Source organism: Ideonella sp. BN130291, from assembly GCF_036231905.1.
Classification (GTDB): domain Bacteria; phylum Pseudomonadota; class Gammaproteobacteria; order Burkholderiales; family Burkholderiaceae_C; genus CAMLIZ01.
This window is the reverse complement of record NZ_JAZARE010000012.1, coordinates 80,053-106,071: the sequence shown is the minus strand read 5'-3', so window position 1 is coordinate 106,071 and position 26,019 is coordinate 80,053. Positions and strand designations below refer to the sequence as shown.

21 protein-coding genes are annotated in these 26,019 nt (G+C 65.5%); 1 reads left to right on the top strand and 20 read right to left on the bottom strand.

Features of this window, described 5'->3' with window-relative positions; all coding sequences use genetic code 11:
- Window positions 1-16: 16 nt before the first annotated feature.
- Window positions 17-886 carry a MurR/RpiR family transcriptional regulator gene (locus VPH43_RS23245; protein WP_328580225.1) on the top strand — a complete coding sequence of 290 codons (870 nt, stop codon included), beginning with the start codon at window positions 17-19 and terminating at the stop codon, window positions 884-886.
- A 49-nt stretch (window positions 887-935) separates the two neighbouring features.
- Here the strand turns inward: VPH43_RS23245 and VPH43_RS23240 are convergent, their stop codons facing one another.
- From VPH43_RS23240 to VPH43_RS23145, 20 genes are all read right to left on the bottom strand, one after another.
- Complete coding sequence (locus VPH43_RS23240; RefSeq protein ID WP_328580152.1) at window positions 936-1,229, bottom strand: STAS domain-containing protein; 294 nt, start codon at window positions 1,227-1,229, stop codon at window positions 936-938.
- A 9-nt stretch (window positions 1,230-1,238) separates the two neighbouring features.
- Window positions 1,239-1,874, bottom strand: coding sequence for an MlaC/ttg2D family ABC transporter substrate-binding protein (locus VPH43_RS23235; protein ID WP_328580151.1), 636 nt, complete (start codon window positions 1,872-1,874; stop codon window positions 1,239-1,241).
- 119 nt (window positions 1,875-1,993) lie between these two features.
- Window positions 1,994-2,797 carry an MlaA family lipoprotein gene (locus VPH43_RS23230; RefSeq protein WP_328580150.1) on the bottom strand — a complete coding sequence of 268 codons (804 nt, stop codon included), beginning with the start codon at window positions 2,795-2,797 and terminating at the stop codon, window positions 1,994-1,996.
- 11 nt (window positions 2,798-2,808) lie between these two features.
- Complete coding sequence (mlaD, locus tag VPH43_RS23225) at window positions 2,809-3,297, bottom strand: outer membrane lipid asymmetry maintenance protein MlaD (protein WP_328580149.1); 489 nt, start codon at window positions 3,295-3,297, stop codon at window positions 2,809-2,811.
- A gap of 16 nt (window positions 3,298-3,313) precedes the next feature.
- Window positions 3,314-4,096, bottom strand: coding sequence for a lipid asymmetry maintenance ABC transporter permease subunit MlaE (gene mlaE / locus VPH43_RS23220; RefSeq protein WP_328580148.1), 783 nt, complete (start codon window positions 4,094-4,096; stop codon window positions 3,314-3,316).
- Window positions 4,093-4,902 carry an ABC transporter ATP-binding protein gene (locus tag VPH43_RS23215; protein ID WP_328580147.1) on the bottom strand — a complete coding sequence of 270 codons (810 nt, stop codon included), beginning with the start codon at window positions 4,900-4,902 and terminating at the stop codon, window positions 4,093-4,095. The genes mlaE and VPH43_RS23215 overlap by 4 nt, the downstream gene beginning before the upstream one ends.
- A 132-nt stretch (window positions 4,903-5,034) precedes the next feature.
- Window positions 5,035-5,706: an energy transducer TonB gene (locus VPH43_RS23210; RefSeq protein ID WP_328580146.1), complete on the bottom strand. Its 672-nt coding sequence runs from the start codon at window positions 5,704-5,706 to the stop codon at window positions 5,035-5,037.
- A 46-nt stretch (window positions 5,707-5,752) separates the two neighbouring features.
- The gene (locus tag VPH43_RS23205; RefSeq protein WP_328580145.1) at window positions 5,753-10,309 is read right to left on the bottom strand and encodes a pilus assembly protein; all 4,557 of its coding nucleotides are present in this window, start codon (window positions 10,307-10,309) and stop codon (window positions 5,753-5,755) included.
- Window positions 10,310-10,337: 28 nt separating this feature from the next.
- Window positions 10,338-10,955: a pilus assembly protein PilX gene (locus VPH43_RS23200; RefSeq protein ID WP_328580144.1), complete on the bottom strand. Its 618-nt coding sequence runs from the start codon at window positions 10,953-10,955 to the stop codon at window positions 10,338-10,340.
- Between the two features lie 56 nt (window positions 10,956-11,011).
- A complete protein-coding gene (locus tag VPH43_RS23195; RefSeq protein ID WP_328580143.1) occupies window positions 11,012-12,199 on the bottom strand; it encodes a PilW family protein in 1,188 nt (395 codons plus the stop codon).
- Between the two features lie 8 nt (window positions 12,200-12,207).
- Window positions 12,208-12,612 carry a type IV pilus modification PilV family protein gene (locus VPH43_RS23190; protein ID WP_328580142.1) on the bottom strand — a complete coding sequence of 135 codons (405 nt, stop codon included), beginning with the start codon at window positions 12,610-12,612 and terminating at the stop codon, window positions 12,208-12,210.
- 8 nt (window positions 12,613-12,620) lie between these two features.
- Entirely contained in the window at window positions 12,621-13,247 is a 627-nt protein-coding gene (locus tag VPH43_RS23185; RefSeq protein ID WP_328580141.1) for a GspH/FimT family pseudopilin, read from the bottom strand.
- Complete coding sequence (locus VPH43_RS23180) at window positions 13,235-13,669, bottom strand: type IV pilin protein (RefSeq protein ID WP_328580140.1); 435 nt, start codon at window positions 13,667-13,669, stop codon at window positions 13,235-13,237. Before VPH43_RS23180 ends, VPH43_RS23185 begins: the two co-directional genes overlap by 13 nt.
- 207 nt (window positions 13,670-13,876) lie before the next feature.
- Entirely contained in the window at window positions 13,877-15,343 is a 1,467-nt protein-coding gene (locus VPH43_RS23175; RefSeq protein ID WP_328580139.1) for a glutamate synthase subunit beta, read from the bottom strand.
- An 18-nt stretch (window positions 15,344-15,361) separates the two neighbouring features.
- On the bottom strand, window positions 15,362-20,125 hold the full coding sequence (locus tag VPH43_RS23170) for a glutamate synthase-related protein (RefSeq protein ID WP_328580138.1): 4,764 nt from the start codon (window positions 20,123-20,125) through the stop codon (window positions 15,362-15,364).
- A gap of 118 nt (window positions 20,126-20,243) precedes the next feature.
- Window positions 20,244-20,948, bottom strand: coding sequence for a transposase (locus tag VPH43_RS23165; RefSeq protein ID WP_328580137.1), 705 nt, complete (start codon window positions 20,946-20,948; stop codon window positions 20,244-20,246).
- A gap of 54 nt (window positions 20,949-21,002) precedes the next feature.
- Complete coding sequence (locus tag VPH43_RS23160) at window positions 21,003-22,136, bottom strand: deoxyguanosinetriphosphate triphosphohydrolase (protein ID WP_328580136.1); 1,134 nt, start codon at window positions 22,134-22,136, stop codon at window positions 21,003-21,005.
- A gap of 17 nt (window positions 22,137-22,153) precedes the next feature.
- A complete protein-coding gene (gene aroB / locus VPH43_RS23155; RefSeq protein ID WP_328580135.1) occupies window positions 22,154-23,260 on the bottom strand; it encodes a 3-dehydroquinate synthase in 1,107 nt (368 codons plus the stop codon).
- A 36-nt stretch (window positions 23,261-23,296) separates the two neighbouring features.
- Window positions 23,297-23,860, bottom strand: coding sequence for a shikimate kinase (locus tag VPH43_RS23150; RefSeq protein WP_328580134.1), 564 nt, complete (start codon window positions 23,858-23,860; stop codon window positions 23,297-23,299).
- Complete coding sequence (locus VPH43_RS23145; RefSeq protein WP_328580133.1) at window positions 23,851-26,010, bottom strand: hypothetical protein; 2,160 nt, start codon at window positions 26,008-26,010, stop codon at window positions 23,851-23,853. The genes VPH43_RS23150 and VPH43_RS23145 overlap by 10 nt, the downstream gene beginning before the upstream one ends.
- Window positions 26,011-26,019: the final 9 nt, after the last annotated feature.

Here is a 26,019-nt window from a genome sequence, read left to right as displayed (position 1 = left end):
GGGCGCTGCCATGAGCATGCTGGACCGCATCCGCGCTTCGATCCCGGCGCTGCCGCCGGCCGAACAGCGTGTGGCCAAGCTGGTGCTCAACGATGCACGCACCTTCGCCAGCCTGCCGGTGAGCGAGCTGGCCGACCGGGCGCATGTCAGCAAGCCGACGGTTGTGCGTTTCTGCCGCAGCGTGGGTTATGACGGGCTGGCGGACTTCAAGCTCAAGCTCGCCGGCACCGTGAACGAGGGCGTTCCCTTTGTGCACCGGGCGGTGGACGAGGACGACAAACCCGGCGACCTGATCGTCAAGGTGATCGACAACGCGGTGAGCGCGCTGCTGAAGTACCGCAACGACGCGGCCGGCCATGCCTTCGACCGAGCCATCAGCGCATTGACCGAGGCGGTGCGCAAGGGCCGGCGCATCGAGTTCTACGGCGTGGGCAATTCCGGCATCGTGGCGCAGGATGCGCAGCACAAGTTCTTCCGCCTCGGCGTAAGCGCCATCGCCTGCAGCGACGGGCATGTGCAGGTGATGAGCGCCACCATGCTGCAGCCGGGTGATTGTGCGGTGGTGATTTCCAATTCGGGCCGCAGCCGCGACCTGATCGACGTGGTGGACATCGCCCGCCGCAAGGGCGCGATGGTGATCGTGATCACCTGCAGCGGCTCACCGCTGGCGCAGATGGCGCAGGGCAGCAACCTGGTGCTGCTGGCGGCCGACCACCCGGAGGACTACGACCGCTACAGCCCGATGGTGTCGCGCCTGCTGCACCTGACGATCATCGACATCCTGACCACTGGCGTGGCGCTGCGCGTGGGCCAGCAGACGCTGCGGCCCATGCTGCAGGAGATCAAGAAGAACCTGCGCGCCAAGCGCTACGCCCAGCCGGAATGAAAACGGGCCCCTTGCGGGCCCGCTGCCGGTGAGACAGGACGTTCGCGCACTAAGCAGGCGAGGCCGCCGTCGCAAGGTCGAGGCCGAGCAGGCCCTCCACGCCGTACAACCTGGCCAGGCCGGACAGCTTGAGCGGCGCACCGTGCACCGCAAACCGCTTGCCCCAGGCCTGCGCCAGGCGGCGGCATTCGAGCAGCACCGCGAGCGCAGCGCTGTCGAACTCGCGCAGGGGACTCGCGTCGACCGTGAGCAGGTCGCCACCATCACGCTGCAGCGCCTGCGAGAGCATGCGCAAGGTGTCCTGCGCCTCGCGCAGCGTCACGGTTTCAGGCAGCAGCAGCATGGCGAGCGATCAGCTCTTGGCCGGCTTGGCGGCCCCGGCGCTCTTGTTCTTTTCGGCCAGCTTGGCGATCAGGCTGTCGACCCCGTTGGCGCCGATTTCCTGGGCAAAGCTGTTGCGGTATTGCTCCACCAGCCAGATGCCGCCGACGTTGATGTCGAACACGCGCCAGCTGTCAGCCGCCTTCTCCAGCCGGTAATCCAGCTGCACCGGCTCGCCGGCACTGCTGCGCACTTCCGTGCGGACCACCACCTCGTTGTCGGTGGGCTGCGCGCGCATGGGCTTGAGCTGCACCGTGGTCTGTTCCTTCACCTGGGTGAGCGCGCCGGCATAGGTGCGGATCAGCAGGGTCTTGAACTCGTCCTGCAGGCGCTTTTGCTGTTCCGGCGTGGCGCTGCGCCAGTGCCGGCCCACCGAGGAAGCGGTCATGCGCTGGAAGTTCACATGCGGCATCACCTTGGCGTCCACGAGGGCGTTGATGCGCTGGATGTCGCCGGCCTGGATGGCCTTGTCGGCCTTGACCGCATCGATCACCTCGTTGGAAACCTGCTTGACCAGGCCATCGGGGGTGGTTTCAGCGCGGGCCGCGCCGGCGCCCAGGAAAGCGCCCGTGACCACGAGCGCGGAGAAAAATCGTTGGATCCACATTGTTGGTCTGCTCCTTACATACCGTTGCACGAAGCCAGGCACCGAAGTGCCCGGTTCGCGGATGACCCGGTTCGAGACTGGGCCGACACAATGGTTCAACGCGCCAGCGGCGCAGCGGTTCACCGGCTGGCCGCCGAAGCGGGCGCGCTGGCCGCGGAGGCCGCTTCGGCATGGGCCGGGGCATCCCGGTCCGCATCGTCCACCGCCTCGCGTTCAGGCGGACTGCCGTCGTACACCAGGCTGCGCCGGCGCGCCAGGTAGCCGTCGCGCACGAAGCTGTACTTGTCCAGCGCGATGTCGTCGATGACGCGGCTGGCGCCCAGCAGATTGGCCCGGGTGTCGACCAGTTGCACACTCAGGATGCCGAGTTCGTCCGCGTAGTCCTTGAACACCACGGCCGGCGTGGCGCTGCGGTCCAGTGGCAACGCGAGCGAGTCGCGCACCGAGGAGGGCCCCAGCACTGGCCACACGATGTAAGCACCGGCACCAAAGCCCCAGCGGCCTAGCGTCTGGCCAAAGTCCTCCGGCTGGCGTTCCAGGCCCGCCTCGCTGGCGATGTCCAGCAGGCCACCAAACCCGAGCACGGTGTTGGTGTTGAAGCGCACCAGCATCTCGAAGCCCGACTGGCCCTTGCCCTGCAGCAGGTGGTTCACCGCGGACCAGCCGTCCTCCGCGTTGCTGAAGAAGTTGTGGATCGCCGTGCGGATGAAGGAAGGCACCACCTTCTGGTAGGCCGTGGCGACGGGCTTGAGCACGTGCTCGTCCAGCCCTTCATTGAAGGAGAACACCTTGCGGTTCCAGTTCTCCCATGGGTCCAGCTTCTGGCCGGCACTCTGGCGCTGGGGCGGGCCTTCCACCGTGGCGCAGCCGGCCAACCCGATGAAAGCCAGCAGCAGCACCAGGCGCGCTGCCCGGCGCGGCATTGTTGAAGGCCTCACTTCTTCGCCCCCGCATCGGTTGCCGTGCCGGCGTCGGCCGCCTTGTTGAACAGGAACTGGCCGATGAGGTTCTCCAGCACCACCGCGGACTGCGTCTGCTTGATCACGTCACCAGCGGCCAGGTTCTTTTCGTCGCCGCCCGGCTCGATGCCAATGTACTGGTCACCCAACAGCCCGGCCGTGAGGATCTTGGCCGACGAATCCTTCGGGAACTGGAAGCCCTTGGCGATGTCCAGGGTGACGACGCCCTGGAAGGTCTTGCCGTCCAGCGAGATGGCCGACACCCGGCCCACGGTGACGCCTGCGCTGCGCACGGGCGCCCGCACCTTGAGGCCACCGATGTTGTCGAAGCGCGCCTGCACCTGGTAGGCGTCGCCCCCGCCAAAGCTGCCGAGGTTGGCGGCCTTGAGCGACAGGAACACCAGCCCCAGGATGCCCAGCAGCACGAACAGGCCCACCAGCGTTTCGATTCCTTTTTTGCTCATTCTTTGATCCCTTGGGTCACGGCGTGGAGAACATCAGCGCCGTCAAAACGAAGTCCATGGCCAGCACGCCCAGCGACGAGATGACAACCGTGCGCGTGGTGGCAAACGCAACACCTTCGGGCGTGGCCTGGGTTTCATAGCCCTGGTACAGCGCGACGAAGGTGCAGATCACGCCGAAGACCGCGCTCTTGACGATGCCGTTGCCCACGTCGCGCCACACGTCGACCTTGCTCTGCATGATCGACCAGAAGTTGCCCGCATCCACCCCGATCAGCAGCACCGCCACCACGTAGGCGCCCAGGATGCCGATGGTGGAGAACAGGATCGCGAGGATGGGCATGGAGACGATGCCGCCGATGAAGCGTGGCGCCAGCACCCGGCTCTTGGGGTCGATGGCCATCATCTCCATCGCCGACAGCTGCTCCCCGGCCTTCATCAGGCCGATCTCGGCGGTGAGCGAGGTGCCGGCCCGGCCCGCGAAGAGCAGCGCAGTGACCACCGGCCCCAGTTCGCGCACCAGGGCCAGGTTGACGATCAGGCCCAGCGACTCCGCGGCGCCATAGGTCACCAGCGCGTAGTACATCTGCAGCGCGAGCACGAAACCCACCGCCAGGCCGGACGCCAGGATGATCACCAGCGACAGGTTGCCGATGGCATGCACCTGCGCCACCACCAGCCCGAAACGGCGCAGGGCCGCCGGGATGTTGCGCAGCAGGTCGCGGAAGAAGAACGCCGCCGCGCCCAGGGAGCGCAACCAGTTGAGCGTGCCCGCGCCCAGCCAGGTGATCGGGTTCGTCATGCCGGCACCTGCAGGTCCTCGGCCAGCGGCCGGGCGGGATAGTGGAAACGCACCGGGCCATCGGGTTCACCGCGGATGAACTGGCGCACTTCGGGATGCTCGGAGGCGTTGAGCTCCTCCGGGCGACCGTGCGCCACCACCTTGCCCTGCGAGGACATGAGGTACGCGTAGTCGCAGATCATGAAGCACTCCTGAACGTCGTGCGACACGATCAGCGAGGTGGCGCCGGTGGAATCGTTGAGCTGGCGGATCAGGTTGGCCGCCACGCCCATGGAGATGGGGTCCAGGCCGGCAAAGGGCTCGTCGTACATGATGAGTTCCGGGTCCAGCGCGATCGCCCGGGCCAGCGCGATCCGCCGCGCCATGCCGCCCGACACCTGCGAGATGCGCAGGCCGGCCGCGCCGCGCAGGCCCACCGCATTGAGCTTCATCAGCACGATGTCGCGGATCATGGTCTCGGGAAGGTCGGTGTGTTCGCGCAGCGGGAACGCCACGTTCTCGAACACCGTGAGGTCGGTGAACAGCGCGCCGAACTGGAACAGCATGCCCAGGCGCCGGCGCAGGCGGAACAGCGCATCCTTGTCGCGCGTGTCCACCGGCTGGCCGTCGAACAGGATTCGGCCCCGGTTGGGCGTGAACATGCCGCCGATCAACCGCAGCAAGGTCGTCTTGCCGCAGCCCGAGCCGCCCAGGATGGCAGTGACCTTGCCACGCTGGAACTGCAACGACACGTCATTGAGGATCGTGCGGCTGGCGTCGTAGCCGAAGGTGACGTGGTCGATGTCGATCAGGGGGGAATTGGGCATCGGGCGATGGGCGGGCTCGATGGCCAGCGTCTCAACGGCCAGGACCGGCCGCGAAGATTGTCGCATGCACAAGGGATTGCCCGCTTGCAGCCACCAACCGCCCGGGTATAGCGGCGAGCAGTGGGCCGGAGCTCAGAATCGGCGGGATGCCGCGGAGGGGCGACTCTCGAACTCCACCGCGATGCGGATGCGTGACTTCACGATGCTGCCGTCCACTTGGCCGGGCTCGAACCTCGCGTTCAGGAAGGCGCTCCTTGCCACGTCTTCCAAGGCCGCTGGCAGGTCCGCATCTTCGACTTCAACCCTGCGCACGATGCCGGCCTCGTCAATGAACAAGGACAGGACCGCAGCATAGCGGCCGTCCGCCAGTTTGATGTCCTCCGGCCAGGCGAGAAGCACTGAACTTCGAAGGACCGGCGGCACGGTGAGCAGCGGCCGGGGGACATAACCGTCAAACTCATCCCCGGCGCGTGCACTGCCCGCGGAGTGCACCACTGGTGCCTCGAGAGCGGGGCCGGGAGGGGAGCTGGTTGCCAGCTCGGCAGGAGGTTGCTCGCCAGGCGCGGCCGCGAGCGGCGGCGTTTCCAGCGTCCGTACTGGTGTGCCTTGTAAGGACGCCTCGGGGGGCGGGGAAGCACCTACTTCAGCCTCCCTTTCGGGCTCATTCCCCCGCAGGTCATCGGTCGACGCAGCGGTGAGCAGTCTGGCGGTGATCAGCGCCGCATGCCGAGCGGTGTCGCCGCCCGGGCGTGCCGGCCCGCTCGTCAGCACGCCAATCAGTGATGCGTGCACCGACAACGACACGGCTACGCACAGCGCGGCCGGAAGGCCGCGGCGTGCCGCCCCCGCCTCAGTTCGACCCGTCCACAAGTTCACGCCACGAAGTCCGTCGGGCTGGCCCTGCAGTCCCTGGTGAGAAGCCCTCACCCCCCTTGCCCAGGGTGCCGTCGGCATAGGTGTTCTCGGTCACCACCGTGCCATTGGGCAACTGGTACGAGGTGGCACCCACGATCTGCTTGTTGCCCAGCCACATGCCGGCCATGCCTTCCACGCTCGCCCCGGGCAGCGCACTGCCGGTGGTGAGATCGAGCCGGTACTGCCAGGAGCTGCCGCCGGCAGAGCAGGCGTCGGCGCTGGGAATGTTGCTGGAGACCGTCAAGACGTTGTAGACGATCTGCAGATCCACGTTGACCCGCTCGCCGGACGTCGGCAGATCGATGTACCAACCGTTCTTGGCCTGCCAGTCGACCGAGTTGCCGCTGATCTTGCGAATCTTCTGGCCCTTCGCATCGACTGCGTCGGTGAGCGTTTGCTGCACCAAGGTGCCCGTGGCCCGCACATCGCCCAGGCCGGCGTCGGTCAACGGATCCTTGATGCCGTAGATGGATTGCACCGCCTTGTCGCCCAGGTCGCTGGTGCCCAGGTAGCGCCCCGTACCGACGAATACCACCGGTACCTTGACGCCGCCTGACGTGACCTCCGCGACTTGAGGCTGCACGGTGATGGGCTGCGCCTTGCCGCCAACCACGAGCTGGGCCACCGGGTGCACGTTCGGTGCATGGTCGGAGCTCAGCAGGCCGTCGATGTCGAAGCGCCAGATATTGCCGAGCAGGTCACCGCCGTAAAAGCGCTTGGCGGTGTTGTCGATGTCGGACTCCACCCAAGCGTTGATGCGTGCGAGGCCGCTGGGCGTGCCAGTCGATCCTTCACCGGTATCCAGCGGCGTCATCTCCGGCACACCGGTGTAGGCATTCAACACGTAGAGGTGGCCGTGACCGTTGCCCCCGTCCGTGTTGTTGTTGTAACCCGACCCGAAAACCACCACCCACGTTCCGTTCGCGCGCTTTGCAATCACAGGCACGCTGAAGGAATACCCGAGGTTACTGTCGGTGTACTCCCAAAGCGACTTGGGCGAATCCGGATCGGTGATGTCCAGCGCGTAGTAGCCCTTTCCGCCAGCATTCAGGCCACCGATCAGGACCGTCTTCCATCCGCCGCTGGTATGGATATCGGCCACTGTTGGCGTCCCATCCACCAGGTACTGGTGCGACAGGCCGTAGTCCACGTCCGCCAAGCGGTACAGCTTGGGCATCACCATCGACGGCACGTAGGCCCACTCCTCCTCACCCGTGTCCGCATTGAACGCATGCAGCATGCCGTCATTGGCACCCACATACACCATGCGCTTACGCGACGCATTGGTGGACGTGAAGCCCGCGTAGTTGTACTCGGTGTACTTGAATGCAGGCTTCCCGACAAACACAGGAGCGGAGTTGCCGATATCCCCCAGGGCTGTCTTTCGGCTCCGGTAGACAGGGAAGGTACCGCCCTTCAGGTAGTTGACGAGGTTCAGGCCGGAATTGGCGACATCCTTGTCCGGAGTGCTCATGCCACTGCATTGGCTGAGCGCCGGCGACTTGGTGCAGACGTTGTCGAAATACCCCTTGTGCGCGGCATCCATGCCCGCATAGTCGAAGTCGCTCAGCGCAGTACCCGAGCGGTAGAGGATGCGGCGTGCCGTACCGGCGGCAATCTTCGCGTCCAATTGTTTGGCCGCGGACCAGTCAGCCGTGCTGATGACGTTGCCGTCCGCATCGAACTTGGTGGTCGGCACTTCGCCGGTCGTGAGGTCGATCTTGTAAGCGAGCAAGTCGCCGGTCCACGCTCCGGAGGTGAACTGCGCCACGTAGATGGCGTTATCCCCCTGCACCGGCTGCAGCGTGCTGGTGGCCGCGGCAGAGCCCGCACCGACCTTCTCAACGATCGAGTTCAACGCCTGCCTCAGGCTGGCTGCCACGCTCACTGGATCTGACGCGCTGAAGTAGGTGCCCCTGCCGTTGACAGCGGCGTGCCAGAGGTCGTCGATGTTGGCCGCAGTCGCGCTCGGGCCGGCGGGTGGCCAGTTCTTGGTGCCTTGCTTGATGTCGTAGAAATCGCCGACAGTCTGCGTCTTGTAGTTCGGGTCGTACTTCAGCACGCCCGACAAGCCAAGACCAATGGTGTAGGTGCTCATGTGCTGCCAGCTGGCGACGTCCTCGCCGGAAGGCGTGACGTTGTTGTCGCACACGCTGGTCCCCAACGCGCCGGTGCAGTTCGACAGCCCGCCGTCGCGCAGGTCGGTCTTGTAGTAGTACATCGCGACGTCGGCCAGCGAGTCGGAGGAGCCTCCAACCGTCGCCGTGGAACTCGTCACCGTCTTTTCACCCGACTCGGTCACGGGAGTGCCAGTCGACGTCACTGCCGAGCCGACGGTAGAGCCATTGGTCGTGTTGCTGGACACCACCGGGGCAGGCGCGGACGTGGTCGTGCCGCCGAGCTGTGTGGGGGTGCTCGGGTTGGGGCTAGGAACGGCCGAGACGCAACCACCGCTGACGGTCGGCGCCCCCGTATTCACCCAGGCTGTGTAGACGTCGGCACCGGCAGCGGTGCTGGTGTCGTTCGTGGTAACCGTGGGCTCGGTGCGCGAGGCGGTGGTGCTGGTGCTGCTGGACGTGGCAGAGCCGGAAGTGGTGGTATCGGATGTGACCTTGCCATCCATCTCGATGATGGTGTGGGTCTTGGGCGTCGAGACAACGGTGGTCGTGGTGACGTCCGACCACGTTGTGGTGCTGTCGATGCGCTTTTCGGTGAGGGTGGACACCGACGACTGGTCACGCGTTTGCATCTGCGTGCTGACCTTGCCCTGGTTTGCGGGGCAACCCATCGGCGACTTCAGTACGGTGATGGTTCCGCTCGGATTGCTCGGTCGGGAGGACTGCCCAGTCAGGGTGTAGGTAAACGTGTTGCCGCTGGCATTGGCAATGGCGAAACTGCCGTTGTACACGGACGGCGTGGCGCCGGAAATCTGAACGGTGTTGCCATTGGCGAACCCATGCGCGGCACTGGTCGTCACGCTGACCGTGCAAGAGCTTCCGCTGAGGGATGAGCACCGCGCCAGATTTGCACTGAACTGCGTGGTGACCCCCGTCAGCGTGTAGACGTTCTGCTTCCAGCCCTTGTAGGGCGTGGTGGTCTTGGTGGTCTTCGTGGTTGTGACGGTGGACGTGGTCGGCGTGCTCTTCAACGTCACCGTCGTCGTCTTGTCGGTCCACTTCTCGGTCGTTGTCACCTTCACGGCCTGCCCGTCCAGCATCGGCCGGGGAGTCCCTGTGCCGTCCTGCTGGCCAACGTTGGTGCCGTCCATCTTGTACGGTCCGTAAGTCGCACTCTCGTTGGGCGTGTTCCAGTAGCCGTCGGTGGCCAGGATGGTGAAGTTTTTCTGGCAGGAGTACTGAACCGGGTCGTAAGACTGGTCAGTCGCCCTCTTCGCGAAATATTGGCCCGCTTTCGACAAAGCTCCGCGCAAAGGCGTGTAGCCATTGGGGGCCGCGGAATTGAAGCGAGAGTAAAAGTTGGTCTTCTGCGTGCCGTCGAAATCGCGCACATCGAGGAACTCCGAGCCCTCCGCAACACCGGTTTCGCTGATTGTGCTAAAGCCGATGCGGTATTTGTCGTCCATCGGCTTGAACGCCAAGCTGAGCGCAGACCGCATCATCAGCATGCGGGTACGGTAGTACTTCAGCCAGTTGGCGAACTTCTGCGCATCCGGTGAGGCGGAATTGACCGTCACCAGTGTGAACACCGACGCGCCCGGCTCGGCGCCGATGACGCTTGCGCATTCCTTGTAGAACGTGGTGGTTTTGTCCAGAACGCCACCAGGGTACGACCATCCCATCTTGGGCTGGGTGCCGGTGTACTTGTAGTAGTACGGTGATGAGGGCAGACCAATGCCGACTCGGGGCGAGCTGAGTGTTCCTGTTCCTACGGCGGACTTGACGTCCACCGTAAGCAGAGCGGACGATGCATCCCAACCGGTGACCGTCGCGGTCATGTACTTCGAGTTGTCGCCATTGTTGAAGATGGTGACATCCATGCCCACCGAGTACCAGTTGGACTTCGGTGTGCTGGTCGTGACCTTCACTGTGAGGCTGCCGCTTGCGACGATGTTCACTGCCGCCGGGACGGACGCCGACAAGGTGCGCTGGCTGGTCGTCTGGGTGGTGGGAGCCGGGTCCAGAGCCAAGGTGCTGGCGTTGGCCAGGGCATTGCCACTCGCATCTACCGGCAGCGGATAGTCGACTTTAGGATCCGGGTTGTAGCCCAGCCCGTTGCACTGGTAGCTGTTTCGGCCGTACTGGTTGGAACCGAAATTCGCCTCGTCAGGCAGGTAGTCGTTGCCCATCGAACCCGAGTCGTCCAGCACGAACAGCAGGTTTGGCTTCACCGCTGCGGTCGACGACGTCACAAGGGGCACCTGCGCGATGTCCGTGGACGCTGCCCAGGTGGCAGGCAAAAGGCCGAACGCCAGCGCAACGGCACCCAGCATACGGGCACCTGGCAGGCGCGATGGGATGAAGGGGGTCGTCATGGTTGTTGCTCCTCGCTCTCATCCACCGTCAGAAATGCACCAGCGTCTCGGTGAAACTCACCGTGTCGCGAGCGCCCTTGGTACGAGTGATGACCCGGTAGTAGGGGCCGGAACCTCCGGCCGCCCAATGGTTGTTCTTGCCTTGGCTGATCGCGCCGCGGTCCATCGAATTGCCACCCGACGACTTGGCCGGGCGCGAGCAGTCCACTGCTGCCGGATCGCCTTCAGCGGCGCATAGGCGCGTGATGACAAAGCGAACCTCATTGCCCGTCTTGGCGTCCTTGATGGCTGGCGAAGGCACCACATTGCAGGTCGAGAAGGTGGCTGGATCCGCGCCCCCGCAGTTGCCATCCCCCTCCCAGTCGATCAAGGCGCGGTCCTTGGCTGTCGCTGTGCCGGTGGGGTCGAGCTTGTCCTTGCTGCTCGCGTAGTAGCCGGTGCCCGCCGCGCCGTCGGCATGCAAGGTGACGCCGGCGGAATTCGCCTGGATCCAGACGATGGCCGCGTCGGCGCCCTGGGCCGACGCGATCGTGGCGTCCTGCTTGAAGGCGAGGTTGCCGAGCGCGAGCTGGCCGCTGTCCACCGTTCTGACCAATGCAGCACCGCCGAGCAGCAACACCACGAGCGCGATCAGCGCAAACAGCATGGAGGCGCCGCGCTGGCTGCCTCGACGAGCAATTGGATGAAAACCCATGGCGCGCCTCAGGAGAACCACACCATGTTGCGCAGCGGCACCACGGTCTCGAACATCTTGTACCGGTAGTGCTTCCAGTCGGTGCTGAAGTCGTGCTTGAGCTTGATGCACTTGCCGCCACCGGTGGGGCAGTCCACCGCGCCCGCGGGAACCGTCACCCCAGAGCCAATGTTCCAGTAGAAGGCCGGGTCATCGTCACCAACCACCTCTTCCTTCTCGTACTGGCCACTGCGTACCAGAACCGCCACACGAACGGCAATCACGCGGCGCTCCTGCCACTCGGCAGCCGTGGGTGCGTCCGACGTGTAGGTGTCCACCGTGCGGGTCGGCGGCACCAAGGCGGCCGCTGTCTTGGTGTCCTTGCCGAACAGCGCCTTCATGTTCACGATGTTGGCTTGCAGGTCCTGCCAGTCACCGAGCGCAGGCGCAGCGCCGGTGGTGAGGCCGGTGTCCACGATCCGGGATTGCAGCTTGCCGTCCTGCACGCCGAAGCGGATGTCGCGGATGGCGCCAAGGTTCACCACCATCGCGTTGGAACCATACTTCACCGTCGGCCAGCCGTTGGGGTTCCACTTCGCATCGTCGTCACGCATCAAGCCACCGGCCGCCAACGACGTCACCTGGAACAGCTGACATTCGCTGGTGGCCTTCGGAACCGCTGCCACCGCCAGATCGTTCGCCGCAAACCCGACGACCGACGTCACCGGGAAGCGAAATGCCTTGCCACCTGCGGACTGGTCCGCCGGGTCGTAATAGGGCGGAAGAAGGGCGGTCGGCATCGAGAACGTTGCCCCACGACCACCCGCCGCGTCGGTCCGCGTCTGGAAACCGATCATGCGAATCGTGTCAGGCGCTTCACCCGCGCCCACAGTGATGGTCACCGGTGTCAGGGTGGCCGGCAACAGGTTCATGTCGGCACCCGCGTACTTCGCTTTTAGCGTACATCCCAGCACGTCGGCCGCGCTGGCCAGCCCGTATCCCGCAACGCGCAACTCGCGCTCGATGGCATACAGACCAAGTGCTCCGGTCACCTGCGCATCAGAGCCGGACGATGCGCTGCGTCTAAAGCCCTCCGCGACGTACAGCACTTGGGCGATGACGGCCGTGGTGAGCAGGCCGATGACGATTCCGACCATCAGCTCGATCAGCGTGAAGCCGCCGGTGACCCGACGGCCACGGCTCGAAGCAACGAACATGCGACTGATCATGGCGACACCGTGGTGGTGGTGAGGTACTTCTGCACTTCGCTGCTGCCCGGCATCTGCCAGCTGAGGCTTACCTGGACTGCGCCCGCGGCGCTCACCGACGTCGCGCCCTCTCCATTGGGCAACATGCCGGCCACCTTGTCCTGCCAGGCCTTGCAGCGGTCGTAGGTGTCGCAGTTGCCGTACTTGGCGATGTTGGCCGTGTCGGTCCACATCGTTCCGATGATTTCCGAGGCCAGGTTGGTCGCGTCGCCGCGCAGTTTGGAGCTGGTTTGTGCTCGCGTCATGGAGGCCTGGAGACCCACCAGTCCCATCACACCGAAGGCGAAGATCAGCATGCCGATCAAGGCCTCGATGAGCGCGACGCCGCGCTGCGGGCGGCAAGAGATGAAGCGTCTGTCCATGGTCTCGTTCAAGTGGCATCCGCGCACGCGCGCGTGTCTTCCTTGCCAACGTTGGGATCGCACATCCTCACCAACCCGCCCGTCGTGATGTCGATATCGAGCACGCGCACTTTGGTGTTTCCAGGCAATGACACACGGATCTTGCGAATGGGCGTTCCACCCGGTTTGACCTGCCCGAACGCGTTGAAAACGACGTTGTCAACACCGTCGGCGCCGTTCGACCCCTTGACGGCGACCGAGGACGCCGTGGCCGGAGTGGCGTACTGCTCGATCACCGTGCCCCCGTCGGCCACATTGGTGGCGCAGCCGCCGCTCGGATCGGCACTGCCAAGCACCACCACCCAGGAGCCCGCATCCGACGTTGCGGCACAAGCGTTTGTTCCCGCACCCTTCACGAGCCAGAAGCTCACATCCTGATTGCGACGCAGCGCCTCCATCCGGGCGCGCTGCACACCGCTCTGAAGCGACTCCGCCACCCCCCGCACCCGCAGCGTGTTCAGCCAAGACGATATCGACGGCAGCGTCGCCATGACCAACACGCCAGTCACCGCCATGACAACGGCGGCCTCGATCAGCGTGAATCCGGCCTGCCGACGCAGCTTCGCCGACGCAACCGGGACCGTCAGCTGTTGCATTCGTCCCCCTTGAACAGCCAGCACTTCTTGGTGGACGCTGCGCCCTTGAACTCCTTGGTCAACTGTTCGTTTTTCGCGTTGACGGTGTACTTGTGGCCGACTGCCTGGCCGGCGCTGCCCTCTGCCGTCAGAGTGAAGTCGGTGGCGCTCGCGTCACAGGCGACCGTGAAGTACTTGCCCGCATCAAGGGTGGGGCACGGCGTATAGGTTCGGTCGTTCTGGAACTTCTGCTCCATCAGGATGCGATAGTTGGACAGCAGCGTGCCCGCCTCCTGGACCTGCCCTCGCCGCACATAGTCCTGGTATGCCGGAAGCGCGATCGCTCCGAGGATGGCGATGACCGCAACCGTGATCATCAATTCGATCAGCGTGAATCCTTGCCGGGTACGACGCTGGCTGGAGGTGAAGGGCATGGCGTTCATGGGGATCGGCGGAATGGCATGGACCCTGGATCGGGGACTTGGTGGCATTCTGGACACGCCAAGCCGCGGCCGTCGTGCACAAGTTCACGAACGGTGGGCACGCTTCGACAGGCGGTCACGACCATCCGACGAGCGGATCGGGGTTTCGGTCGCCAGAATGAAAACGGCCGCCTCCTGGGCGGCCGTGGGTCCTGATCAGCGGAGCGCTCACCGCGGCAACGCGCTCTCCCCCATCAAAAACTCATCCACCGCCCGCGCCGCCTGCCGGCCCTCGCGGATCGCCCACACCACCAGGCTCTGTCCACGCCGCATGTCGCCCGCGGCGAACACCTTCTCCTGCGTGGTGCGATAACCCCCGGTGAACTCGGTGTGCGCCTTGGCGTTGCCACGCGCATCCTTCTCCACGCCGAACGCGTCCAGGATGGACGCCACCGGGCTGACGAAGCCCATGGCCAGCAACACCAGGTCGGCGGGCAGCACCTGCTCAGTGCCGGGCACCTCGCTCATCTTGCCGTTCTTCCACTCCACCCGCACGGTCTTCAGCGCCTTCACCTTGCCCTTTTCACCGATGAACTCCTTGGTGGCGATGGCAAATTCGCGCTGGCAGCCTTCTTCATGGCTGGAGGAACTGCGCAGCTTATAAGGCCAGTACGGCCAGGTCAGCGGCTTGTCTTCCTGCTCCGGCGGCATCGGCATCAGCTCGAACTGGGTGACGCTGACAGCACCGTGGCGGTTGCTGGTGCCCACGCAGTCGCTGCCGGTGTCGCCACCGCCGATCACGATCACATGTTTGCCGGTGGCCATGATCTGGCCCTTGAGCTTGTCGCCGGCGTTGACCTTGTTCTGCTGCGGCAGGAACTCCATCGCGAAGTGCACGCCGTCGAGCTCGCGCCCCGGCACGGGCAGGTCGCGTGACTGTTCTGCCCCACCAGCCAGCAGCACCGCGTCGAACTGCTGCTTCAGCTCCTCCGGGCTGATGATCTCCTTGGCGTGGTTGGTGATCTTGCTGCCCTCAGGCAGGTGGCCCACCATCACACCGGTGCGGAACACGACGCCCTCGGCCTTCATCTGCTCGACCCGGCGATCGATGTGCGACTTCTCCATCTTGAAGTCCGGGATGCCGTAGCGCAGCAGGCCGCCGACCCGATCGTTCTTTTCGAACACCGTCACGTCGTGGCCCACCCGCGCCAGCTGCTGGGCTGCCGCCATGCCGGCCGGGCCCGAGCCCACCACGGCGACCTTCTTGCCGGTCTTGACCTTCGGCGGCTGCGGCACGGTCCAGCCCTCCGCCCACGCGCGGTCGGCGATAGCGTGCTCGATCGACTTGATGCCCACCGGGTCGTTGTTCAGGTTCAGCGTGCAGGCCGCCTCGCAGGGCGCGGGGCAGATGCGGCCGGTGAACTCGGGGAAGTTGTTGGTGGAGTGCAGCACGATGCTGGCGTTGAGCCAGTCATTGCGGTACACGAGGTCGTTGAAGTCCGGAATGATGTTGTTGACCGGGCAGCCGCTGTTGCAGAACGGAATGCCGCAGTCCATGCAGCGCGCGCCCTGGATCTTGGCCTGCTCCGCGTTGAGCCCGATCACGAACTCCTTGTAGTTCTTCAGCCGCGCCTGCACGGGCTCGTAGCCCTCCTCGATGCGCTCGTATTCCAGGAAGCCGGTGACTTTTCCCATGATGTCTTCTCTGCTCTCTTACTTGGCCGGAATCGACTTGGCCTTGCCGCTCTTGGCAGGCGTGTCGGCGGTCTTCGCCTTGGCGATCGTCTGCACGGCTTCCTTGGCCGCACCCATCTCGTTGAGGGCGCGCTTGTACTCGTGCGGGAACACCTTGACGAACTTGGCACGCGAGTCGGCCCAGTGGTCCAGGATGTCGCGTGCGCGCAGCGAACCGGTCCACTTGTGGTGGTCCTCGATCAGCTTGCGCAGCAGCACCTCGTCGGCCTGGCCGCGGTGCCAGGTGGCCGGGTCGCCGGCGGCTTCCTGCTCCTCGCGGGTGAGCACCTTCTCCAGCGCCACCATGGCCGTGTTGCAGCGCTTGGCGAACTGGCCGTCCTCATCGAACACATAGGCCACGCCACCGCTCATGCCGGCCGCGAAATTGCGCCCGGTCTTGCCGAGCACGGCCACGGTGCCACCGGTCATGTATTCGCAGCCGTGGTCGCCGGTGCCTTCCACCACCGTGGTGGCGCCGGAGAGCCGCACCGCGAAACGCTCGCCGGCCACGCCGCGGAAGAAGGCTTCGCCGCTGGTGGCGCCGTACAGCACCGTGTTGCCAACGATGATGTTCTTGGTGGCGTCACCGCGGAAGTCGATACTCGGCCGCACCACCACGCGGCCACCGGACAGGCCCTTGCCGGTGTAGTCGTTGGCATCGCCGATGAGGTACAGCGTGATGCCCTGGGCCAGGAAGGCGCCAAAACTCTGCCCGCCGGTGCCTTCCATCTGGATGAACACCGTGTGGTCCGGCAGCCCTTCGGGCCGCACGCGGATGAGTTCGCCGGAGAGCATGGCGCCCACGGAGCGGTTGCCGTTGCGCACCTCCTCCATGAACTGCACCTTCTCGCCGCGCTCGAAGGCCGGCCGGCACTTCTCGATCAGCTTGACGTCCAGCGCCTTGGCCAGGCCGTGGTCCTGTACGTCCTTGTGGAAGCGCGACACGTCGGCGGGCACCGGCACTTGAGCAAACACGCGGCTGAAGTCCAGGCCCTGCGCCTTCCAGTGCGACACGCCCCTCTTCATGTCCAGCAGGTCGGAGCGGCCGATCAGCTCGTCGAAGCTGCGGACACCCAGCTGCGCCATGATCTGGCGCGCTTCCTCGGCCACGAAGAAGAAGTAGTTGACGACGTGTTCGGGCTTGCCCTGGAAGCGCGCGCGCAGCACCGGGTCCTGCGTCGCCACGCCCACCGGGCAGGTGTTGAGGTGGCACTTGCGCATCATGATGCAGCCCTCGGCCACAAGTGGCGCGGTGGCGAAGCCAAACTCATCGGCGCCCAGCAACGCGCCGATCACCACGTCGCGGCCGGTCTTCATCTGGCCGTCGGCCTGCACGCGGATGCGGCTGCGCAGGCGGTTGAGCACCAGCGTCTGCTGCGTCTCGGCCAGGCCCAGCTCCCAGGGCGTGCCCGCGTGCTTGATGCTGGACCACGGCGACGCGCCGGTGCCGCCGTCATGGCCGGCGATCACCACGTGGTCGGCCTTGCACTTGGCCACGCCAGCGGCGATGGTGCCCACGCCCACCTCGGACACCAGCTTCACGCTCACGGTGGCACGCGGGTTGGCGTTCTTCAGGTCGTGGATCAGCTGCGCCAGGTCCTCGATCGAGTAGATGTCATGGTGCGGCGGCGGGCTGATGAGGCCCACGCCCGGCACGCTGTAACGCAGGAAGCCGATGTACTCGCTGACCTTGCCGCCAGGCAGCTGGCCGCCCTCGCCCGGCTTGGCGCCCTGGGCCATCTTGATCTGGATCTGGTCGGCCGACACCAGGTATTCGGTGGTGACGCCGAAGCGGCCGGAGGCCACCTGCTTGATCTTGCTGCGCAGGCTGTCGCCGTCCTTCAAGGCGTAGTCGGCCACGATCACGTTGCCGCCGATCACGTCGCTCACCTTGGTGCCGGCGGTGATCTTGATGCCCTTGAGCTCGTTGCGATAACGTGCCGGATCCTCGCCGCCTTCGCCGGTGTTGGACTTGCCTCCGATGCGGTTCATCGCGATCGCCAGCGTGCTGTGCGCCTCGGTGCTGATCGAGCCGAGCGACATGGCGCCGGTGGCAAAACGCTTGACGATCTCTGCGGCCGGCTCCACTTCTTCCACCGGGATCGCCTTGGTCGGGTCCACCTTGAACTCGAACAGCCCGCGCAAGGTCATGTGGCGGCGCGACTGGTCGTTGATGAGCTGGGCGTATTCCTTGTAGGTGTCGAACTTGCCTGCGCGCGCTGCATGCTGCAGCTTGGCGATGGCGTCGGGCGTCCACATGTGCTCTTCGCCGCGGGCCCGCCAGGCGTATTCGCCGCCGGTGTCCAGCATGGTCTGCAGCACCGGGTCGTCGCCGAAGGCAGCGCGGTGCATGCGGATGGCCTCTTCCGCCACCTCGAACACGCCAATGCCTTCCACCTGCGACGCCGTGCCGCGGAAATACTTCTGCACGAGGTCGCGGTTCAGGCCGATGGCTTCGAAGATCTGCGCGCCGCAGTACGACATGTACGTGCTGATGCCCATCTTGGACATGATCTTCGACAGGCCCTTGCCGATGGCCTTGACGTAGTTGTAGATCGCTTTTTCGGCGCTCAATTCTCCCGGCAGGGACGCATGCAGCGAAGCCAGCGTCTCCATCGCGAGGTAGGGGTGCACGGCCTCGGCGCCATAGCCGGCGAGCACAGCGAAATGGTGCACCTCGCGCGCAGAACCGGTTTCCACCACCAGGCCGGCGGTGGTGCGCAGGCCCTCGCGCACCAGATGCTGGTGCACGGCCGACAAGGCCAGCAGCGCCGGGATCGCGACGTTCTCCCGGTCCAGGTGGCGGTCGGTGATGATGATGATGTTGTGGCCGCCCTTGATGGCATCCACCACTTCGGCGCACAGCGAGGCGAGCTTGGCCTCCACACCTTCCGGGCCCCAGGCCAGCGGGTAGGTGATGTCCAGCTCGTAGCTCTTGAACTTGCCGCTGGTGTGCTGCTCGATCTGGCGCAGGCGCGCCATGTCGTCGAAGTCCAGCACCGGCTGCGTGACCTCCAGCCGCATCGGCGGGTTCACCGCATTGATGTCCAGCAGGTTCGGCTTGGGGCCGATGAAGCTGTTGAGCGACATCACGATCGCTTCGCGGATCGGGTCGATCGGCGGGTTGGTCACCTGCGCGAACAGCTGCTTGAAGTAGTTGTACAGCGGCTTGTTCTTGTCCGACAGCACCGCCAGCGGCGAGTCGTTGCCCATGGAGCCGATGCCCTCTTCGCCGGCCTGCGCCATCGGGCTGAGCAGGAACTTCAGGTCTTCCTGCGTGTAGCCGAAGGCCTGCTGGCGGTCGAGCAGCGATTCGGTGAACTCGACCGGCTCAGCCTTCGCCTCGATGGTGTCCAGCCGCACCCGCACGTTCTCGATCCACTGCCGGTACGGCTTGGCGAAGGCGAACTGATTCTTCAGCTCTTCGTCATCGACGATGCGGCCCTGCTCCAGGTCGATGAGGAACATCTTGCCGGGCTGCAGCCGCCACTTCTTGACGATCTTGTTCTCGGGGAAGGGCAGCACGCCCGACTCGGACGCCATCACCACGATGTCGTCCTCGGTCACGACGTAGCGAGCGGGCCGCAGGCCGTTGCGGTCCAGCGTGGCGCCGATCTGCTTGCCGTCGGTGAACACCATTGCGGCCGGGCCGTCCCAGGGCTCCAGCATCGACGCGTGGTACTCGTAGAAGGCGCGGCGGCGCTCGTCCATCAGCGTGTGCTGCTCCCACGCCTCGGGGATCATCATCATCGCGGCCTGCGCCAGCGGGTAACCGCTCATGGTGAGCAGCTCCAACGCATTGTCGAAGGTGGCGGTGTCGCTCTGGCCTTCGAAGCTGATCGGATAGAGCTTCTTCAGGTCGTCGCCCAGCACCGGCGACTTCATCACGCCCTCGCGGGCGCGCATCCAGTTGAAGTTGCCCTTGACGGTGTTGATCTCGCCGTTGTGCGCCACCATGCGATAGGGGTGCGCCAGCGGCCACTCGGGGAAGGTGTTGGTGGAGAAGCGCTGGTGCACCAGCGCCAGCGCGGACACGGCGCGCGCATCCTGCAGGTCCTTGTAGTACTGCCCCACCTGGTCGGCCAGCAGCAGGCCCTTGTAGATGATGGTGCGGCAGCTCATGCTGGGCACGTAGTACTCGCGGCTGTGCGTGAGCTTGAGCGCCTGGATGGCACTCGACGCCGTCTTGCGGATGACGTAGAGCTTGCGCTCCAGGGCGTCCGGCACGATCACGTCCGGGCCACGGCCGATGAAGATCTGGCGGATCACCGGCTCCTTGGCGCGCACCGCCGGAGACATCGGCATGTCCTTGTCCACCGGCACATCGCGCCAGCCGAGCAGCACCTGGCCCTCGGCCTTGACGGCGCGCTCCAGCTCCTGCTCGCAGGCCAGGCGGGAGGCATGCTCCTTTGGCAGAAAGATCATGCCGACACCGTATTCACCTGGCGGCGGCAGCTCCACGCCTTGCAGCGCCATCTCCGCACGGAAGTACTCGTCGGGGATCTGGATCAGGATGCCGGCACCGTCGCCCATCAGCTTGTCGGCACCTACCGCGCCGCGGTGGTCCAGGTTCTCCAGGATCTTCAGGCCCTGCTCGATGATGCTGTGAGCCCGCTGGCCCTTGATATGGGCCACGAAGCCGACGCCACAGGCATCGTGCTCCTGCGTCGGGTCGTACAGGCCGTGTTGCGCCAGTTGCTGGATTTCGTCGGCGGATGCCGGGCCCGGGGCTGCCGTCGTCATGGCGCTCTCCACGTCAAAGTCAGGGATAACGCGGAGACTAATGCAGCGCAGCAAACACAACAAGCGTTTTTTAATGGGGTCTGATCCTAATACCGCAACGCAAGGGCTCATTGTTTTGTTAATTAGGGACAGACTGAAAAGTCTTCCTGGGACGTCCGCGCTGGCGGGCGGACAAAGGCCGCGGCGTCATGTCCGCCAGGCGGGCCAGAAAGGCGGGCGATCCGATGGCCCACGACTTCAGCATCGCTTCCAACAAGGCCGCGCCGTCCGCCGACGTGACACCCTGCTCCAGCGCTCGCCGATACGCAGCCTCGCGGTCGAAGGGTGTGTTGCCCAGGGCCCAGTACAGCCGGTGCTCCGTGACCAGCGGGCTGCGGGCCAGCCCCAGGTGGTGCCCCGCGCTGGACCATGGCCATAGCGCTGCGGAGGGCGCCAACCCGGCATCGACCGGGGCCGTCTCCAGTTGGCAAAGCGCCGGAATGAAGTAGCGCTCACTTTCGATCACCGCCCCACGAAAACGCCCTTCCCACAGCGTGCCGGTCCGACCATGCCGGCGATTGAAGGCCGCCACATAACGTCGACCCACGGCCTGGAGCGCCTTGCTGAGGGATTGTTGTGTCGCCGGCGTGGCTAGCAGGCGCACTTCGCTGTCAAGCAAGGCGTATGCGTGGACCGCGACGCCGTGCTCGTGCGCAGCGTCCCGAAGCGCGACCAGGAACAACTGGCGATCCGCGTCATCCACAAACACGGCCTGCCGGTTGTGGCCGCGCTGGATGAGGTGGTGCAGCTCGCCGGCGATGCACAGGCGGGGCAGTCGCGCCATGGGACTCTTAAGTCAGTGGATCTGACCCCATTATCGACGGCAAGCGCTGCCTGCTCAGAACAGCCGTGTGCCGGTCAGCCGTTCGTGCTCGCGGATGGCGAAGCGGTCGGTCATGCCAGCGATGTAGTCGGCGACCGCCCGATGCGGCAGCGGCGCATCGCGGTAGTCGGGGGGCATTTCCTCGGGCGCGGCGACGTAGGCGGCGAACAACTCGCGCACCACCCGCCGCGCATGGTTGGTGGTCTCCATGACTTGCGGATGCCGGTAGAGCGCCCGGAACAGGAAGCGCTTGAGTTCGGTGCTGGCGCTTCGCATCTCGCGGCTGAATCGCACCAGCGGCCCGGACAGACGGGCCTGCTGCGCGTCCGCTGGACGCTCGCGCGCCAGGGCGGCGCGCGTGGTGTCGATCACGTCGTAGACCTGCTGCGACAACATCCGCCGTATCACCTCGAACAGCAGACGCCTTCCTCGCTGGTGCAAGCCGGGGTGATGCGCCAGGGCCTCCTGGTGAAAGCGCGCGAACAGCGGCACTTCGGCCAGCTGATCCAGGGTGATCAGGCCCGAGCGGACCCCGTCATCCACATCGTGCGCGTTGTAGGCAATTTCGTCGGCCAGGTTGCATAACTGCGCCTCCAGGCTTGGCTGGGTGCCGGCCAGGAACCGGTGTGCCACGCCGTCGGGCTCCAGCGCTTCGATGTGGCGGGCGTGGCGGCGCGAACAATGCTTGAGGATGCCTTCGCGGGCTTCGAAACTCAGGTTGAGGCCATCGAAATCGGCATACCGGTGTTCCAGGCAGTCGACGACACGCAGGCTCTGCAGGTTGTGTTCGAAGCCGCCGTGCTGCGCCATGCAGTCGTGCAGGGCGTCCTGGCCGGCGTGGCCGAAGGGTGTGTGGCCCAGGTCATGCGCCAGCGCGATCGCCTCCACCAGATCCTCGTTCAGGTGTAGGCTGCGCGCGATGGATCGGGCCAACTGGGCGACTTCCAACGAATGGGTGAGCCGGGTGCGGAACAGGTCGCCCTCATGGTTGAGGAACACCTGCGTCTTGTAGACCAGGCGCCGGAAGGCGGTGCTGTGCACGATGCGGTCGCGGTCACGCTGGTACTCGCTGCGTGTGGGCGCCGCGGCTTCGGCAAAGCGTCGCCCGCGGGAGCGGGCGGGGTCGCACGCGTAGGGCGCCAGGCTCACGCGCAGTGCCCGGGCCCTCAGGCCGTGTGCGCTTCGATGACGCGCGACACCACGGCCGCGGGGGCCGGCATCATCGCCGCGCGGCCGAGCGCCTCGATCAGCACATAGCGGATGTCACCATCCTCGGCCTTCTTGTCCACGCTCATCAGCTCGAGGTAGCGCGCCACGCCCAGGGCAGGCCCGACCACTGGCAGGCCGGCCCGCTGCACGATGCGCCGCATGCGCTCGGCAAAGCTCGGTGGCATGAGCCCCAGCTCAACGGACAAGGCACTGGCCATCACCATGCCGCAGCCCACGGCCTCGCCGTGCAGCCATTCGCCATAACCGAGGCCGGCTTCGATCGCGTGGCCGAAGGTGTGGCCGAAGTTCAGGATGGCGCGCAGCCCGGACTCGCGCTCGTCCTGCGCCACCACCCACGCCTTGATTTCGCACGAGCGGCGCACGGCGTGGGCCAACGCGGCCTTGTCGCGCGCCAGCAAGGCATCGAGGTTGTGCTCGATCCAGTCGAGGAAATCCGGGTCGGCGATCGGCCCGTACTTGATCACCTCTGCCAGCCCCGCGGAGAGCTCACGTGCCGGCAGCGTGTCCAGCACGTCCAGGTCGCACACCACGCGCAGCGGCTGGTAGAAGGCGCCGATCATGTTCTTGCCGCGCGGATGGTTGATCGCCGTCTTGCCACCCACCGACGAGTCCACCTGCGCCAGCAGCGTGGTGGGCACCTGGACGAAAGGCACACCCCGCATGTAGCAGGCGGCGGCAAAGCCAGTCATGTCACCGACCACGCCGCCGCCGAGGGCGAACAACACCGTCTTGCGGTCGCAGGCCTCGGCCAGCAGGCGGTCGAAGATCTGATTCAGCGAGGCCCAGTCCTTGTGGCTTTCACCATCGGGAAGGGTGATGACCAACTGCCGCTGGTAACGAGGGCGCAGCGCGGCTTGCAGGCGCTCGGCGTACAGCGGCGCGACGGTGGTGTTCGTCACGATCGCAGCTGCGCCGGCCGGAGGGAGGGACTGCCAGGTCGAGGCCGCGTCGAGCAGGGCCGAACCGATGAGGATGTCGTAGCGCCGATCGCCCAGGTCGATCGGCACGGTGGTGCACGTCTGCACGTTGCCAGAAGCCGTCATGGCAGCAAGTGTACGGGCCGTGCGGCCCCGGGGCAGTCAGTGGCTGGAAGCCGGGGCGGCAGGCGCGCGATGGGGGTCCAGCACGCCGGCCAGCTCCAGCTGCATGAGGATCATGTTCACCAGCGTGGGCACCGAAGGCCGGCCCGTTTCGATGATGTAGTGAGCCGTGCGGCGATAGAGCGGGTCACGCTCATGGTGCATGTCGCGCAGGCGCTTGAGGGGGTCGCGCACTTGCAGCAACGGGCGCTGCGTGTCGTGGCGCAGGCGGCGAAACAGCTCCTCGGGGGTGGAGCGAAGGTAAACCACTGTGCCCGAGCGCCTGAGCGCGTCGCGGTTGGCTTCGCGCAGCACCGCTCCGCCGCCGGTGGCGAGCACCAGGCCGGCGCCGGGTGGTGCTGTCAATTCCGCGATGACCTGCTGTTCAACGTCCCTGAACGCGGCCTCGCCATGCTCATTGAAGTAGGCAGAGATCGATGTACCCAGCCGCCGTTCGATGTCGGCGTCCGAATCGACAAAGCGCCACCCGAGGTGGCGCGCCAGGTGGCGTCCGACGGTGGATTTGCCACCGCCGGGCATGCCGACCAGGCAAATCAGGGGCATGAACTCGGGCGCGCGCCTGCGATCACGTCAACCGAATAGGTGGTGGTCAAGCCACCCGGCGACTTGACGCTCACGGTGACCGTACCGGAGGTGACGCCAGCGTCGAACTCATATGAGACGCCGGCCGTGGTCGCCTCGCTGCTGTTGGCCACCGGCGAGCCACCCGCAACAGTGACCGACAAGCCGGTGGTACCGCTTGCGCTGATCGTCGTGCCAGCCGCCATGGGGTTCAGCCGGCCCACCACGGGGACGTCGTTGCCGGGATAGCCGGCAGGGTAGGTGTTCGCATCGGCCACGATGAAGCTCAGCACACCCCTTGAACCACCGTACCAGGTATCGCCGCCCGTGGCGAGAGTGTAGGTGCTGAAGTGTCCAAACGACGACTCGATGTAGGGCCCATCTTGCAGGGTGATCTTCGCGCAGCTCGCATCGAGCCCGGCCGTACTGGCCCAAAGCAGACGTGCACTGGAGGTGGACAGGACCGTCTCCACTGCTCGACGAACATAGGTCTGGGAGGACCACGAAGCGCTGCAGGTCGCGGGGCGGCTCGGGATGTTGGCGCTCAAGGCAAACTGCGGATAAGTGCTGCTGAAGTTGGTGCATGTCGCGCTGCCCGCTGCACTGCCTGACAAGGAGATGTACTGGTCCCCTCCGTTCGGCGTTGCCCCGGCGTCATAGAGACCATCGAACAGTCGGTCCAGCACGATGTCGCCCAAGTCCTGGAACGGCTCACCAAGGTCGAACTTGTTGTTGCCGTTCAGGTCGACGAACGACTCCTCGCCGAGCGCGTAGGAAACCACCGTCACGCGCCCGTCGGCCGGCCGCGTGCCGGAGGAGACGAAGCTGGCCGAAGCAGTCGCAATGCCGTTGGTGACGGAAGTCTGCGCGGTCGCGCTGATCTGGCCACCGATCTCCGACCAGAAGGTGATCGACGTTCCGTCCGGCACAGGGTTGCCGCTGCGGTCGGCTGCACGCACGGTATAGGTGTTCGTCGTGCCGTCGACGTTCATGCCCTCGATATTCTTGGTGGTCTGTGCGAGCGAGAAATTCAGCTCCGACGGCAAGCCCACCGCCACGGCGAGGCTGTTGGACACGGTGGAGATGCCGTTTGTCAGCGCGGCAGTCACACGAACCGGTGTGGGCACAGTCCCCGAGTTCACGATGGCCGTGACCTGGCCGTTGCCGTCCGTGGTCTGCGTAACTGCGGTCTGAACGCTATTGAGCATCAGACCCCCGGCGAACGTCGTCAGGTTCATCGTGACCTGCTGATTCGGCAACGGGTTGTTGTTGCTGTCCACGACCTTGAACACCACCTGCGAGGACTCCTGGTAGCCGGAGCCCTTGAGGTAGATGGTCTGAGGGCTGGCGCTCACGAAGCTGATGCTGTTCGCAGCAGGCGAGTTCAGGTTCATCACCAACTGCTGCGTCTTTCCGCTCCCACCGATCGTGGCGGTGATGGTGTCGGTGGCGTGCGAAGCTCCGCAGCCGCCCGTGTCTTTGTAGGTGAGAGAAATCGTGCCGGTCGTGCTGGTCAGCGAACTGGGTGATATGGATGCCTTGCCTTCCCCCGCACATGTGGAGGTGAAGCTCAGCGTCACAGGCGACGTTTCGGAAACGCCTGTCATCGACAAGGAGAGCACTGCCTGGCCATAAGCACTCAGCGCGTTGGCCGGGCTGTTTCCGACGTCCGAAGTGAACGAGTCGAATGCGACCGACGTGGCGGTCAACTGGAAGCCGGCTTGTGCGGACAGTTGTGTGGTGCCGATCTGTGCCGAGGCCACCACGTTGTCAGCGCCACTGCTCGCCGATGCCGACGGCGCCAACGTCACCGACGCCACGCCATTGGTGTCCGTCAGCGCGGAAGGGGCGCTCAGCGACCCCAGGCCATTAGCGGTGGAAAACTGGACGACCACGCCAGGAACCGGATTTTTGGACGCCGAACCGTCGAGCACTTGGGCCGAAACAGTGGCCGGCGTGGCACCCGTCACAGTGCTGGTCGAGAGTGACACCGACAGCGTCGGCGTCGCAGACGTGCCCCCACCCGTGCCAGGCCCGTCACCGCCAAAGACCGGCGTGCCGCTGTTGCCGCCCCCCCCGCCGCAGCCCACCAAGCCTGTCACCACGGCGCCGAGCGCCAGCAACGCTTTCATCCACTTCAT